General features: G+C 67.8%; 15 protein-coding genes and 1 pseudogene. 3 read left to right on the forward strand and 13 right to left on the reverse strand.

Annotated features, from left to right (window positions below; all coding sequences use genetic code 11):
• Positions 1 to 280 (forward strand): annotated as a pseudogene (locus A5645_RS28375) (hypothetical protein); the annotation flags it as partial.
• An 831-nt stretch (positions 281 to 1,111) separates the two neighbouring features.
• On the opposite strand, the gene A5645_RS15550 reads toward A5645_RS28375, so the two are convergent.
• The 9 genes from A5645_RS15550 to A5645_RS15590 all read right to left on the reverse strand — a co-directional run bounded on the left by A5645_RS15550 (position 1,112) and on the right by A5645_RS15590 (position 9,571).
• A complete protein-coding gene (locus tag A5645_RS15550; RefSeq protein ID WP_155768032.1) occupies positions 1,112 to 1,621 on the reverse strand; it encodes a hypothetical protein in 510 nt (169 codons plus the stop codon).
• 28 nt (positions 1,622 to 1,649) lie between these two features.
• The gene (locus A5645_RS15555; RefSeq protein WP_065038621.1) at positions 1,650 to 2,672 is read right to left on the reverse strand and encodes an NUDIX hydrolase; all 1,023 of its coding nucleotides are present in this window, start codon (positions 2,670 to 2,672) and stop codon (positions 1,650 to 1,652) included.
• Positions 2,672 to 3,796 carry a glycosyltransferase family 4 protein gene (locus tag A5645_RS15560; protein ID WP_065130157.1) on the reverse strand — a complete coding sequence of 375 codons (1,125 nt, stop codon included), beginning with the start codon at positions 3,794 to 3,796 and terminating at the stop codon, positions 2,672 to 2,674. Before A5645_RS15560 ends, A5645_RS15555 begins: the two co-directional genes overlap by 1 nt.
• The gene (locus A5645_RS15565) at positions 3,796 to 4,719 is read right to left on the reverse strand and encodes a phosphatidylinositol mannoside acyltransferase (RefSeq protein WP_065038632.1); all 924 of its coding nucleotides are present in this window, start codon (positions 4,717 to 4,719) and stop codon (positions 3,796 to 3,798) included. The genes A5645_RS15560 and A5645_RS15565 overlap by 1 nt, the downstream gene beginning before the upstream one ends.
• A 26-nt stretch (positions 4,720 to 4,745) precedes the next feature.
• Positions 4,746 to 5,396: a phosphatidylinositol phosphate synthase gene (pgsA, locus tag A5645_RS15570; RefSeq protein ID WP_065130253.1), complete on the reverse strand. Its 651-nt coding sequence runs from the start codon at positions 5,394 to 5,396 to the stop codon at positions 4,746 to 4,748.
• A complete protein-coding gene (locus tag A5645_RS15575) occupies positions 5,393 to 5,947 on the reverse strand; it encodes an ATP adenylyltransferase (protein WP_036355138.1) in 555 nt (184 codons plus the stop codon). Before A5645_RS15575 ends, pgsA begins: the two co-directional genes overlap by 4 nt.
• Before the next feature lie 10 nt (positions 5,948 to 5,957).
• Positions 5,958 to 7,994 (reverse strand): threonine--tRNA ligase, encoded by a 2,037-nt coding sequence (thrS, locus tag A5645_RS15580; protein WP_065130251.1) that lies wholly within the window; start codon positions 7,992 to 7,994, stop codon positions 5,958 to 5,960.
• Between the two features lie 74 nt (positions 7,995 to 8,068).
• Positions 8,069 to 8,695, reverse strand: coding sequence for a PaaI family thioesterase (locus A5645_RS15585; RefSeq protein ID WP_065038619.1), 627 nt, complete (start codon positions 8,693 to 8,695; stop codon positions 8,069 to 8,071).
• Between the two features lie 12 nt (positions 8,696 to 8,707).
• Positions 8,708 to 9,571 carry an aldo/keto reductase gene (locus A5645_RS15590; RefSeq protein ID WP_065038618.1) on the reverse strand — a complete coding sequence of 288 codons (864 nt, stop codon included), beginning with the start codon at positions 9,569 to 9,571 and terminating at the stop codon, positions 8,708 to 8,710.
• 32 nt (positions 9,572 to 9,603) lie between these two features.
• Here A5645_RS15590 and A5645_RS15595 point away from each other — a divergent pair, with 32 nt between their 5' ends.
• Positions 9,604 to 10,107, forward strand: coding sequence for a DUF1990 domain-containing protein (locus A5645_RS15595; protein ID WP_065130159.1), 504 nt, complete (start codon positions 9,604 to 9,606; stop codon positions 10,105 to 10,107).
• Here A5645_RS15595 and A5645_RS15600 read toward each other — a convergent pair.
• The gene (locus A5645_RS15600) at positions 10,089 to 10,547 is read right to left on the reverse strand and encodes a DoxX family membrane protein (RefSeq protein WP_065130160.1); all 459 of its coding nucleotides are present in this window, start codon (positions 10,545 to 10,547) and stop codon (positions 10,089 to 10,091) included. The genes A5645_RS15595 and A5645_RS15600 overlap by 19 nt on opposite strands.
• Positions 10,548 to 10,641: 94 nt before the next feature.
• Here A5645_RS15600 and A5645_RS15605 point away from each other — a divergent pair, with 94 nt between their 5' ends.
• On the forward strand, positions 10,642 to 11,367 hold the full coding sequence (locus tag A5645_RS15605) for a helix-turn-helix transcriptional regulator (RefSeq protein WP_065130161.1): 726 nt from the start codon (positions 10,642 to 10,644) through the stop codon (positions 11,365 to 11,367).
• Here the strand turns inward: A5645_RS15605 and A5645_RS15610 are convergent.
• The 3 genes from A5645_RS15610 to A5645_RS15620 are packed head-to-tail and all read right to left on the reverse strand — an operon-like array spanning position 11,309 to position 12,918.
• The gene (locus A5645_RS15610; RefSeq protein WP_065130162.1) at positions 11,309 to 12,169 is read right to left on the reverse strand and encodes an NAD(P)H-dependent flavin oxidoreductase; all 861 of its coding nucleotides are present in this window, start codon (positions 12,167 to 12,169) and stop codon (positions 11,309 to 11,311) included. The two genes, A5645_RS15605 and A5645_RS15610, sit on opposite strands and share 59 nt — an antisense overlap.
• A gap of 1 nt (position 12,170) precedes the next feature.
• Positions 12,171 to 12,518, reverse strand: coding sequence for a cupin domain-containing protein (locus A5645_RS15615; RefSeq protein WP_065130163.1), 348 nt, complete (start codon positions 12,516 to 12,518; stop codon positions 12,171 to 12,173).
• Positions 12,519 to 12,537: 19 nt separating this feature from the next.
• Positions 12,538 to 12,918, reverse strand: coding sequence for a hypothetical protein (locus A5645_RS15620; RefSeq protein ID WP_436405503.1), 381 nt, complete (start codon positions 12,916 to 12,918; stop codon positions 12,538 to 12,540).
• Between the last annotated feature and the right edge of the window lie 28 nt (positions 12,919 to 12,946).

The following is a 12,946-nucleotide window of genomic DNA, read 5'->3' on the forward strand; positions in this document are numbered from 1 at the left end:
GCCACCGCCTCCATGGTGTCCACACACCACTCCTCGGTATCAGAGCACCGCGACAACCGGTAAGCGAACAACTTCCCAACGCCCCCCGCAGGACTACTGCGCCCAGCGCACCGCCATGATGCCCAAACGCGCCCGCACCCGCACCCAAGACCGCGCCTACCGCATCGCCACCGAACGCAACCACAACCACCACACCCGCCAAACCACCCGCCAATCCCGCTACGACCACCCCGACGGCCAAGCACCACCAAACCCCGACAACGACCCACCACCCTTCTAGACGGCCGACAGCCGCCACTCACCCGGCACGCCCTTAAGTTGATGCGCGCCGGGGAGGTGCTCACGATTCCTAGGACTACGGCAGCTCGGTTTCCGGCGTCAACGGTGGCGCTATCGGTCCTCCGACCGCTGCGGGAGATGGTGCCGGAACGGGCATACCCTCACCGGGAAGAACGGGCGCACTGGAAAATCCAGCCGGTTCCATATGGTCCTGGCACGCATTAGGAACGGGCACCATATACCATTTCCAGGCGCCTGGGGGATTTGGTGCCGGCGCCATGCTGTTGTCGGGGCATCGCCAGGTGCAACTCACGCCACCGACACCTGCGCCGCCAAGACCAAGCGTGGCACCGCCGCCGATAGCGGCGCCGGCGTCAACGCCGATGCCCCCCGCCTCGCAGTGCATATGGGATCCATTAATTTCGGTCGGCCAATCGCAATACGCGCCCTGGGAGAAGAAGACGGTTCCGCCGGTGAGGACGGCAGGATAATCACATAAGCCGGCATTAGCCCTCGTCGGCGGGAAAACGCATATCGCACCAAATAGCAATACCGGAGCGAGCCAGCCTTTATTCATCAACTACCCCAACTCGTCTCACCGCACCACCGGACACAACATCGCACGGAGTTCCGCAGTCGCTCCAAATGGCCAAAGTTCACGTACGCCGATACCCCGCGTTCGCACCCATACCTCCAGTCGCCCACAGTCAAGGACAACATCGGTGAACGATTGCGGTGTGTTACGCGGTTGATGCCAACCGCAGCCCGTGCTGCGCCGCGGACACGTGCAGACACCGCAAACCTGGTGCGCAGGACCGTTCACGACGCGCGATCAGAACCAGTCCCCACCGTCCGGATCGCGGAAATTGCGCACGAATAGCACCATCCGTCGCATCCATTTGGGCCGGCGGCTGAGCCACGGGTCGAACCATTCCGCCGAGGCGAATTTGAGGATCCCGACCGCGGTGATCAACCCGAACACCAGCCCATATCCGGCAAAAACCAAACCCGAGAACTTGGTATAGGCCTTGTCGGCGAGCACCCGGACCTCCAGCGATGTCCCACTGGCATACCGGTGCAGCACCATTCCCTGGATTTTCCCGACGTAGTTGCGTCCGCCGACGCTCCACGCGCTTACGCAGGTGTAACCGTACTTCTCGGTGGCGCAACCCTGGACCGTCGCCGTGGTCGGGGTGCCGAGCAGGTAGGCCCCGACGTCGTAGGCGCCAATACCGAAGAATCCCAGCGACACCAGCACGCCACAGGTTGCGACGAACCGGGCCGCCGCGCTGCGCACCCGGGCCAGCGGTTTACCGCGACGTTCCGTAACCCGCCCATCCACCAGCAAATGCTGTCATTCCCGCGCCGCGTCAGCGAATCGACAGCGGCACCCCGGCGTCGCGGCGAGACGATTCCGCCAGTTCAATAGCCGCGGGCAGCAGCTCGCCGAGTTGACGCGGGTACACCTGCTCGCCGACGGCGATCAGCTCGGCGATGTCGACCGGAGTGCACCAGCGGGCCCCGTGGATGTAGCTGTGCTCCAGCTCGGTGCGACCGGTCGCCGTCGGCTCGAACCGCCGGGTGCGGTGCACCAGGTAGAACTCCTCGCTGTCGATCGTCGACCCGTTGAACTCAAAGACCTCGTCGCGCCGCCAGATCGGCCCCACGAGCTCGGCCGGTGCCACCTGCAGGCCGGTCTCCTCGGCAAGTTCGCGGGCGGCGGCTTCGGCCAATCGCTCCCCCGGCCGCACCTCGCCGCCCACGGTGAACCACCACCTAGGCGCATCGGCGATCGCGGGATCCGAACCGCACAGCAACAGCACCGCGCCGTGTTCGTCGAGCAGCACCACCCGCGCCGACGTGCGGTGGTTGAGCTCGCTGTCGGTGTGGCGCTGGGCGTGCGGCCGCTCGGCGATCTCGAAATACGTTGGCAGCGGCGCCCTTCCGCCCAACCGGAACAACCGCACCATCCGGCGCTCCGCCAAAACCAGGGTGTCGCGCACCGCATCGTTGTGGAATCGGCGGGCCAGCAGCACCCGGGCCTCCGCGTCGGCCAACTCCGCCACCAAAGCCGCGGGCACCGACGCCGGGTCGACCCTCGCCAGGGCCGCCGAAAGCTCGTTCTCCGCGGTCTCGCGAGCGTTGCGCGGCGCCCGCTCGGCGGCAGCGGCCAAGGCCGCCAGCCGCTTGCCCTCCGGTGAGCCGCCATAGGCATCAATCGCCACGGCACGCGCCACCACCGCCCGGCGGGCCAGCGCTCCATCCAGCGCCTGCCAGGACAGGTCGTAGCGCACGTTGAGCCGGTCGAGTCGATTGGCCCGCTGATAGCCCCACGCGCCAAAGACCACCAGCAGCACGACCAGCAGGATGGTTGCGGCAACCAGCCACTCCATCAGCTGGCCACCTGCACCTTCACGCCCGATCCGGCGACCGTCTCGTAGACCCGCATGATCTGGCTGGCCACCACCGACCAGTCGTAGCGGCGCACCGCTTCGGTGCCCGCCGCCACGTACCGCTGCCGCAGCGCGTCGTCCTGCAGCACCTCGATCAACGCATCGGCCAGCGCGGCACCGTCTTCCACCGGGACCAGCCGTCCCACCTCACCGTCCTGCAGTACCCGCCGGAACGCGTCCAGGTCGCTGGCCACCACCGCGGTGCAGGCAGCCATCGCCTCCACCAGGACGATGCCGAAACTCTCACCCCCGGTGTTCGGCGCACAGTAGACGTCGGCGCTGCGCATTGCCGCCGCCTTGCCGGCGTCGTCGACCTGGCCCAGGAACCGCAGGTTGTCGACGAGTCCGCTTGCCTGACTACGCAATTCGTCCTCATCACCGCGCCCGACAATGAGCAGCTGCACATCGGGGAACCGCTCGACCACCTTGGGCATCGCCTCGAGCAGGGTCGTCATCCCCTTGCGCGGCTCGTCGTAGCGCCCCAGGAACAGCACCGTCTTGCCCGGCCGCGGATATCCGTCCATCGGTTCGGCCGACGCGAAGAAGTCGACGTCGACGCCGTTGGGGATCTCCACCGCGTCTGAGCCCAGCGACTCCATCTGCCAGCGGCGGGCCAGGTCGGACACGGCGATCCGTCCGACGATCTTTTCGAACCTGGGCCGCAACATGCCGCCCAGCACCGACAGGGCCACCGACTTGGTGGCCGAGGTGTGGAATGTCGCCACGATCGGGCCCTCGGCGATGTTCAGCGCCAGCAGCGACAGGCTCGGCGCGCTGGGCTCGTGCACGTGCAGCACATCGAAGTCGCCTTCGGCCAGCCATTTCTTGACCGCACGGTACGAGGCCGGGCCGAACCGCACCCGGGCCACCGACCCGTTGTAGGGAATGGGGACGGCCTTCCCGGCCGAGACGACGTAGTCGGGCAGTTCCGTGTCCTCCCCGACGGGCGCCAGCACGCTGACGTGGTGCCCCCGGTCCCGCATCACCTCGGCCAGCTGCAGGACGTGCGACTGCACCCCGCCCGGCACATCGAACGAGTAGGGGCAGACCATCCCGATCCGCATCAGGCTTCCTTCAACCACGCCTGCCGCTCGTCCGAGAGGTCGGCCAGCCACTGCGGCTGCATCATGTGCCAGTCTTCGGGGTTGGCGGCGATGTTGGTCTCGAATTCACGGGCCAGCGCCTGGGTAACGGCCTGGACGTCGCCACTGCTGCAGTCCAGCGGTTCCTGCATGTTGCATTCCCAGCCATCGCCCGAGAACCAGCAATGCGACGGCAGCAATTGCGCTCCCGTGGCGATCGCCAGCTTGGCCGGCCCGGCGGGCATCCGGGTGGTTTCACCGAAGAACTCGACCTCGACGCCGGTGCGGGTGAGGTCGCGCTCGGCCATCAGGGCCACGATCTGGTTGGCCCGCAGCCGGTCGCACAGCACCTCGAATGGGGGTCGCTCGCCGCCGGAATGCGGAATCACCTCGAAACCCAAGCCCTCGCGATACTCGATGAACCGGCGGTACAACGATTCCGGCTTGAGCCGCTCGGCGACGGTGGCGAAGGTGCCGTATGTCTGCGAGAGCCAGACCCCGTTCATGTCCCAGTTGCCGCTGTGCGGCAGCGCCAGCACCACGCCGCGACCGGCCGCCAGCGCCCCGTTCAGGTTGTCCTGTCCCCCGGTGCAGCTGTCCAACCGGCGGGTCAGTTCGGCCAGATCCATGGTCGGCAGCCGGAATGCCTCCCGCCAATAGCGGGCGTAGGACGCCAGGGAAGCGCGCATCAGCGAATCCGGCACCTGCGCGGGCCGCACCCCGATCACCCGCGCGAGATTTTTGCGCAGTTGCTCCGGCCCGCCGCGCCGCGCGGCGTAGCGGGCCCCGGCTTCGAAGGCGTTGCGCGCGGCGAACTCCGGCAGCGCCCGCACGGCCATCCAGCCCGCCGCATAAGCCCAACCGGTCGCGGTGCCGGTCAGCATTTCGCGGGGGCGTCCGGGCATTTTCAGTCCCACCGACGGAGGTATCACTACTCGCCCTTTCGTGGCAGCGGGATGCGGTCAACCGCCCCGGGTGAGGTGCGCACCGCGTACAGGCGTTGCGCGCAGGTGATCACACTGAGTACGGCCAACAACCACATCGCGATCGGCAGTGCCGGTGGCCAGGCCACGAACGGGAAATCCGACACCCCGGCGCCGACCAGCACGATGATCAGCCGCTCGGGACGCTCGATGAAGCCGCCGTCACCGCGCAACCCACTGGCTTCGGCCCGGGCCTTGATATAGGAGATGACCTGCGAGGTCACCAGACAAATCAAGGTGGCCGCGGTCAGCAGCCTGTCGTGCAGGTGGAACGCGATCCACCACAGCAGCCCGCAGAACACCGCGCCGTCGCTGATCCGGTCGCAGGTCGCGTCCAGGACGGCGCCGAACCGGGTACCGCCGCCGCGTTCCCGGGCCATCGCACCGTCGAGCATGTCGAACAGCGTGAAAAACCAGACGACGCATCCGCCGGCGAACAGTTTGCCCATCGGGAACAGGAGCAATGCGCCGGCCACCGACGCGCTGGTGCCGATGAGCGTTGCGGCATCCGGCGTCAACCCGATCCACAGGGCCGCCCGGGCGACCGGGTCGGTGATCTTGGCGAAGAACGCCCGCGACAGGAACGGCAGCTTGCTCACGACTGCCTGGCCCATTCGTCCGCAAGCAGACGGCGGGTCTCGCGCAGCAACTGCGGTATCACCTTGGAGCCGCCGACGATCGTGATGAAGTTGGCGTCCCCACCCCATCGGGGCACGACGTGCACGTGCAAGTGCTCGGCCAGCGACCCGCCCGCGGAATGGCCCAGGTTGATGCCGACGTTGAAGCCGTGCGGACGCGACACATTCTTGATCACCCGAATCGCCTTCTGGGTGAAGGCCATCACCTCGGCGCTCTCGGCTTCGGTCAGGTCCTCGAGTTCGGACACCCGCCGGTAGGGCACCACCATCAGGTGACCCGGGTTGTACGGGTACAGGTTGAGCACGGCGTAGACGAGTTCGCCGCGGGCCACCACCAGTCCGTCCTCGTCCGACATCTGCGGGATGTCGGTGAACGGTTCGGCGCGGGCGGCGTCATTGCGCTTCATCGGCGCCTCGGCCAGATAGTTCATCCGGTACGGCGTCCACAGCCGCTGCAGGTGGTCGCGCTCGCCGACACCGCGGTCCAGGATGGTGTCTTCCTGCTCACTCACCGTCGGGTACCTACACCAATTCGGCTGTTGGCGTGGCATTTTCGCGTCTGGTAAGCCAGTCGACGATGGCCGCCACGGCGGCGTCGCGCGGCACACCGTTGATCTGGGAGCGGTCGCCGAACCGGAAGCTGACTGCGCCGGCCTGCACGTCGCGGTCGCCGGCGAGCAGCATGAACGGCACCCTCTGATTGGTGTGGTTGACGATCTTCTTGGCCATCCGGTCGTCGCTGGTGTCCACCTCCACCCGCACCCCGTGCGACTTCAACTGCGCCGCAACATCTTCCAGGTAAGGGATATGGTCATCGGCAACGGGGATGCCGACCGCCTGCACCGGCGCCAGCCACGCCGGGAACGCCCCCGCGTAATGCTCGGTGAGGATGCCGAAGAACCGTTCGATCGAGCCGAACAGCGCGCGGTGGATCAGCACCGGGCGCTGGCGGGTCCCATCGGAGGCGGTGTATTCCAGCTCGAAGCGCTCCGGCATGTTGAAGTCGACCTGCAGCGTGGACATCTGCCAGCTGCGACCCAGCGCGTCCTTCACCTGCACCGAGATCTTCGGGCCGTAGAACGCCGCACCGCCCGGGTCCGGCACCAGCTGCAGCCCGGAGGCCTCGCCGACCTCGCGCAGGATCTCGGTGGCCTCTTCCCACACCTCGTCGGAGCCGACGTATTTCTCCGGGTCCTTGGTGGACAGCTCCAGGTAGTAGTCGTCAAGCCCGTAGTCGGCCAGCAGGTCGAGAACGAAGCGCAGCACCGAGCTGAGTTCGTCGCGCATCTGTTCGCGGGTGCAGTAGATGTGCGCGTCGTCCTGCGTCATGCCCCGCACCCGGGTCAACCCGTGAATCACGCCGGACTTCTCGTAGCGGTAGACGCTGCCGAATTCGAAGAGCCGCAACGGCAGTTCGCGATACGACCGCCCCCGCGCCCGATAGATCAGGTGGTGCATCGGGCAGTTCATCGGCTTGAGGTAGTAGTCCTGCCCCGGCTTGCGCACCGTGCCGTCCGCGTTGAATTCCGCGTCGAGGTGCATCGGGGGGTACATGCCGTCGGCGTACCACTCGAGGTGCCCCGAAGTGACGTAGAGCTGCTCCTTGGTGATATGCGGGGTGTTGACGAACTCGTATCCGGCCTGCTCGTGCTTACGCCGGGAGTACTCCTCCAGCTCACGACGGATAATGCCGCCCTTGGGGTGGAAAACCGCCAAGCCCGAACCGATCTCGTCGGGGAAGCTGAACAGGTCCAGCTCCACGCCCAGCTTGCGGTGGTCGCGGCGTTGCGCCTCGGCGATCAGCTCGAGGTGACGGTCGAGGGCTTCCTGCGACTCCCACGCGGTGCCGTAGATGCGTTGCAGGCTGGCGTTGTTCTGGTCGCCCCGCCAGTAGGCGGCCGAGCTGCGGGTCAGCTTGAACGCCGGAATGTGTTTGGTGGTGGGGATGTGCGGCCCCCGGCACAGATCACCCCAGACCCGTTCGCGGGTGCGGGGGTTGAGGTTGTCGTAGGCGGTCAGCTCATCCCCGCCGACCTCCATCACATCGGGGTCCCCCGATTTGTCGTCGACGAGTTCGAGCTTGAACGGCTCGTCGGCCAGTTCTTTGCGCGCTTCGTCCTTGGACTCATAGACCCGCCGGTCGAACAGCTGCCCTTCTTTGACGATCTGGCGCATCCGCTTTTCCAGCGCCTCGAGGTTCTCGGGCGTGAACGGCTCGGTGACGTCGAAGTCGTAGTAGAAGCCGTCCGTGATGGGCGGCCCGATGCCGAGCTTGGCCTCCGGAAACAGATCCTGGACCGCCTGGGCCAGCACGTGCGCGGTCGAGTGCCGGATGACGCTGCGGCCTTCGTCGGTGTTGGCGGCCACGGGAATCACCTCGACGTCGGTGTCGGGCACCCAGCTCAGGTCGCGCAGCTTGCCCTCGGCGTCGCGGACCACCACGATCGCGTCCGGCGACCCGCGCCTCGGCAACCCCGCCTCCCCGACCGCGGCCGCGGCGGTAGTCCCGGCAGGCACCCGAATGGGGGTGGCCGGAACGGGTTGTGCGGGGGCGCTCATCGGGTTGGTCTCCAATACTTTTTGGTGGCTGGGCATACAAACCGATCGGTGGACAATGCTATCGGGGTCGTGCGTCAGGGCTGCCCCGGCTTGAGCCGCACAAACAACGCGTCGGCTTCGGTCAGCACGGTGTCGCCGTCGGTCAGCCGGCCGGACACGAAGATCTTGCGTCCCTCCACGCTGTCGATCCCCGAGGAGAACTGCAACTCCTTTTCGACAGGCACGATGTTGCGGTAGTTGATTTTCAGGTAGGCGGTGCGCTGACGGCGGCTGCCAGTGAGCACCGCGGCGGTCAACCCGAGAACGGAGTCGAAGAGCAGGCCGAGCGCGCCGCCATGCACGGCGCCGTTGCGCCCGAGATGGAAACGCGCGAACCGCGCCCAGCCCTCGATCCGGCCGTCCTCGGTCTTCCTGGCGTCCATCGGAACGCTCAGGATGTTGCCGCGCACCGGCAGGTCCATCCGGCGGCCCGACGGCGAGTGCCATTCGTCGGCGTCGAACGGCGCCAGCAGCGCCGAGAGCTTCTCCAGGCGGTCGGCGGCCTCGGTGATCACCGCGTCGGGCGCATCGACCGCCCGCGCGTGATCCTGCAGCCTGCGCACCGCGTCGATGAAGCGGCCGTAATCCGGCCCGCCCTTACTGGTCGGCTCGGGCGGGTTGAACCCACCGCCGGGGTGTTGCTGATGGTCGACTGCCACCAGAACACCGTATTGCTAGCCGCTTTGCGCAGCACCGGCAGCCGACAGCGCCTCGAATTCCTCGTCGGTGAGCTCGATGTCGGCGGCGGCCACATTCTCCTCCAAGTGGGCCACCTGGGACGTGCCCGGAATCGGCAGCACCACCGGCGAGCGCTTCAGCAACCACGCCAGCGCCAGCTGCGACGGCGTCGCGTGGTGTGCCGAGGCGATGTCCTTCAGGGGACCGTCCGGTGCCGCCAGCGGGCCGGACGCCAGCGGGAACCACGGGATGAACCCGATGCCCTGAGCGGTCGCGGCCTCCAGCAGGTCCTCGGCCGTGCGGGTCTGCAGGTTGTACATGTTCTGCACGGACACGATCGGGGCGAGCTTGCGTGCCGCCTCGAGTTGGTCGACGTCGATCTCGGACAGACCGATGTGGCGGATCTTGCCTTCACCCTGCAACGCGGTCAGTTCGCCCAGTTGATCCTCCAGCGGGAAGTTCCGGTCGATGCGGTGCAGCTGGAACAGGTCGATGGTCTCGACGCCCAGCCGCCGCAGGCTCAGCTCGCATTCCTGGCGCAGGTAGCTCGGATTGCCCAGCGGGATCCAGATGTCGGGGCCGGTGCGCAACAGCCCAGCCTTGGTGGCGATCACCAGGCCGGTGTAGGGGTGCAGCGCCTCGTGGATGATCTCCTCGGAGATGTAGGGGCCGTAGGAATCGGCAGTGTCGATGAAGTTCACCCCGAGTTCCACCGCGCGCCGCAGCACTCGCACACATTCGGCGCGATCGGCCGGTGGGCCCCACACCCCCTTCCCGGTCAGCCGCATCGCGCCGAAACCGAGCCGGTTGATGGAGAGGTCACCGCCCAGTGCAAAAGTTCCCGAATTTTCCGCTGCCATGTCCCAAACCGTACGCGTGGCAAGCTGGCTGTGTGGACCTGAATGCGCTCGCCGACCAGCAGCTGACCTATCAGGAAGTGGGCGCCACGGCCGCCGCGCAGTTGCCACCGGGCTACAGCCACCTCTCTGCGTCGGCGCAGATCGGCACCGGCCGGGATCGCTTCGAACGGGCCGCCGACGCCGTCATGCACTGGGGCATGCAGCGCGGAGCCGGCCTGGGCGTGCAAGCCAGCTCCGACACCGTGACGGTTTCTGCGGTGGTCGTCGTCAAGACGCTCGGTTTGCTGCGCGCGCCGTGCCGGGTGGTGTACGTGGTCGACGAGCCTGACGCGCGCGGCTTCGCCTACGGCACCCTGCCGGGCCACCCGGCCACCGGCGAGGAGCGGTTCGCCGTCCGGTACGAGCCCACGACCGATGCGGTGTACGCCGACGTCTCATCGTTCTCACGACCGGCTACCTGGTGGAGCAGACTCGGCGGCCCGTTCGTGGTGGTGGCCCAGCGCCTGATTGCCCGCCGCTACCTGCGCGGGATCTGACTGACGACGGTCCCGGCGTGGACGCCCTGCGCCAGCCTGCCCAGCGCAAGCGCGCCTACCAGCAGACCGAAGTCCCGCAACGCGACATCGTAGAAGCCCGGCCCGGTGACCAGGTTGAGGATGATCCCCGCCAGCCAGGCGGCAACAACCCAGGCGCCCCAGCGCGGCGCGACCGCGACCAGAATGCCGGCGACGATCTCGATCGCCCCGACCAGATACATGGCCTGATCCGCGTTACCGGGGATGAGCCCGTCGATCCAGCCGGCCAGATACATGTTCCAGTGGTGCGGATGGGTGAGCACGTTGAAGAACTTGTCCAGGCCGAAGACGATCGGCGCGACCGTGAACACCGTGCGCAGCAGCAGGAACGCGGAGTACGCGGGATCGCGCAATCGGGTGGACAGGCCGGAGACCTGCCGGGTGTCGTGGGTAGCGCTCATCAGACGCCTCCTATTGTTTCTAACGGATAATATTTCTAACGTTAGAGCTGCCCGCTTGTAGTGTCAACAACTTTGTCCGTTAGAATCGGGCGGCATGGGACTGCAGCGGGACGCCGCCGGGATCGGAGCCCTCGCGGACCCGGTGCGGCGTCAGCTTTATGAGTTCGTCTGCGCACAATCGGCGCCGGTGAGCCGCGATCAGGCCGCCGACGCGGTCGGCATCGCTCGCCATCAGGCCAAATTCCACCTCGACCGCCTCACCGACGAGGGCCTGCTGGACAGCGAGTATGCGCGCACCGGCGGACGGTCGGGCCCGGGCGCCGGGCGCACCTCCAAGCTGTATCGGCGGGCCGAGCGGGAAATCGCAGTCAGCCTCCCGCAGCGGGAGTACGAGCTGGCCGGTCGTCTGATGGCGGCGGCGATCAGCCGCGCGACCCGGTCCGGCGAGCCCGTCGTCGAAGTGCTCAACGAACTCGCCCATGCCTGCGGTCGCCGCATCGGTGCCGCGACGGACGAGCCCACCACCGCAACCGACGCGTTCGAAGCGGCCTTGCACATGTTGCGCAAGTACGGCTACGAACCCCGGGGAGCCGACGGCGAGGTGGAACTCGCCAACTGCCCATTCCATGCGCTGGCCCAGGAGCAGACGGAGCTGGCGTGCGGCATGAATCTCGCGCTGATCAGCGGGGTGGCCGAGGCGCTGAGCCCGTACGGGCCGGACGTGCGGCTGGATCCGCGGCCGATGCGCTGCTGTGTGGTGCTCAGGTGCGGGCCCACCGGGCCAGCAACCTCTGCGCGCCCGAACACATCTCCTCGATGACCTCGCCGACGGTGGCTGCGTCGCGGACCATGCCGACGCCCTGACCCGCGTCGACCGGCGCGCCAGCCACCTCGTGGATTAGCACGCGCGACGGGAAGCGTTGCGGCCACGGCAGACCCGCGGCAATATCGAAATCCCGGGTCACCCGGGTGTCGGTGCCGGCGGCCTCGATCAGGGCGCGACGGTTCGTGTCGCCGCTTAGCGCTTCCGGACATGCGGCCAGCCGGGTGCCGACCCAGGCGCCGGCGGCGCCGGCGGCCAGCACCGCGGCCAGGCTCCGGGGTGAGGCGATGCCGCCGCCGGCCAGCACCGGCGCCGACACCGCGTCCAGCACCGCGTCCAGCAGCGGCAGGGTCGCGAGGCGCACCTCGCCGTGGCCGCCTCCTTCGGCGCCGCGTGCCACCAGGATGTCGACGCCGGCATCGGCCGCCCGGCGAGCCCCGTCGGCGTCGTAAACCTGTGTGACGGTGGTGATTTCGGCCTCGTGCGCGTGCCGTACCCAGGTCCAGTCGGTGCCGAAGCTGACCGACAACAGCGCCGGCTCCGCGGCCAGCGCGTCGTCCAGCAGCCCGGCCTGGCTGCGCATCACCCAGTCCACCAGGCCGATACCGAATCGGCCGCTCACCCGTTGCAGTTCGGCGGCCAGCGACTCCCGGGTGGCGGTGCTGCCCATGCCGATCATGCCCAGCCCGCCGGCGGCGCTGACCGCCGCGGCCAGCCGACCACCCGCTACCCCACCCATCGGCGCGTTGACGATCGGCACCCGCAGGCCGAAGTCCCGCGACCAGGGGGTGGCCAGCACGCTAGTGCGAAGCGCCGGGCTGAGATTTCAGCACGGTCAGCATCACCACCGAGTCCTCGACCGCGTGCAGGGCGTGGCGCACCGGCGGGATGGCGGCGTAGTCGCCGGTCTTGCCGTCCCAGACGTCGTCACCGGCGGTCAGACGCACATGTCCCTGCAGCACCTGCAGGGTGGCCTCGCCTGGGCTTTCGTGTTCGGACAGGTCGTGGTCGGCCAGCAATGCCAGCACGGTCTGACGCAATTCGTGGGTATGGCCGCCGTGGATGGTGTGGGCGGCCCGGCCGCTGTGGGACGTGCGCGCCTCGGCCAACTTCTCGGATGCCAGCTCGGTCAGCGAAATCGATTCCATCGGTGAATCCTTGTCGTCGTCAGCCCTGGACTTGTAAGAGCAGTATCCCTGCCGCCAACAGCGCAACGACCTTGACCGTCTCCAGCGCGACGTAGACGTAATGGGCATGGGAGCGGGGCCCGTCCGAGCCCGCCAGCACCTGGTCGGATCGCTTCGTCAGGCGGGGGCGCACGGCGACCAGCTGAACCGCCAGCATCGCGACGGCCACCGCCAGCGCGACGATGATCCGCATCGGCGTCGGTCCGGCCAGCGCGATCGCCCCGGTGACGAGCGCGAAAACAACTTCCGCGGTGTTGAGGGCGCGGAATACGAGGCGGCCGATGCCCAGCCCGATCGGCAACGTCACGTTGGGCGCGCGGAATTTGAGCGGCGCTTCGAGGAACGAGATGGCCAGCACCATGCCGAGCCAGACGAAGGTGACGGCGACC

The sequence above is a fragment of the Mycobacterium asiaticum genome (genome assembly GCF_001673635.1).
Lineage (GTDB): Bacteria > Actinomycetota > Actinomycetes > Mycobacteriales > Mycobacteriaceae > Mycobacterium > Mycobacterium asiaticum_C.

What these genes read in the sequence shown, in the direction of transcription:
- A5645_RS15565 (WP_065038632.1), bottom strand. Translation starts at nt 4,719, where the DNA reads ATGCCCGGACGCCCCCGCGAAATGCTGACCGGCACCGCGACCGGTTGG.
- A5645_RS15560 (WP_065130157.1), bottom strand. Translation starts at nt 3,796, where the DNA reads ATGCGGATCGGGATGGTCTGCCCCTACTCGTTCGATGTGCCGGGCGGG.
- A5645_RS15605 (WP_065130161.1), top strand. Translation starts at nt 10,642, where the DNA reads ATGGGACTGCAGCGGGACGCCGCCGGGATCGGAGCCCTCGCGGACCCG.
- A5645_RS15615 (WP_065130163.1), bottom strand. Translation starts at nt 12,518, where the DNA reads ATGGAATCGATTTCGCTGACCGAGCTGGCATCCGAGAAGTTGGCCGAG.
- A5645_RS15620 (WP_436405503.1), bottom strand. Translation starts at nt 12,918, where the DNA reads ATGGTGCTGGCCATCTCGTTCCTCGAAGCGCCGCTCAAATTCCGCGCG.
- A5645_RS15600 (WP_065130160.1), bottom strand. Translation starts at nt 10,547, where the DNA reads ATGAGCGCTACCCACGACACCCGGCAGGTCTCCGGCCTGTCCACCCGA.
- thrS (WP_065130251.1), bottom strand. Translation starts at nt 7,994, where the DNA reads ATGAGCGCCCCCGCACAACCCGTTCCGGCCACCCCCATTCGGGTGCCT.
- A5645_RS15555 (WP_065038621.1), bottom strand. Translation starts at nt 2,672, where the DNA reads ATGGAGTGGCTGGTTGCCGCAACCATCCTGCTGGTCGTGCTGCTGGTG.
- A5645_RS15590 (WP_065038618.1), bottom strand. Translation starts at nt 9,571, where the DNA reads ATGGCAGCGGAAAATTCGGGAACTTTTGCACTGGGCGGTGACCTCTCC.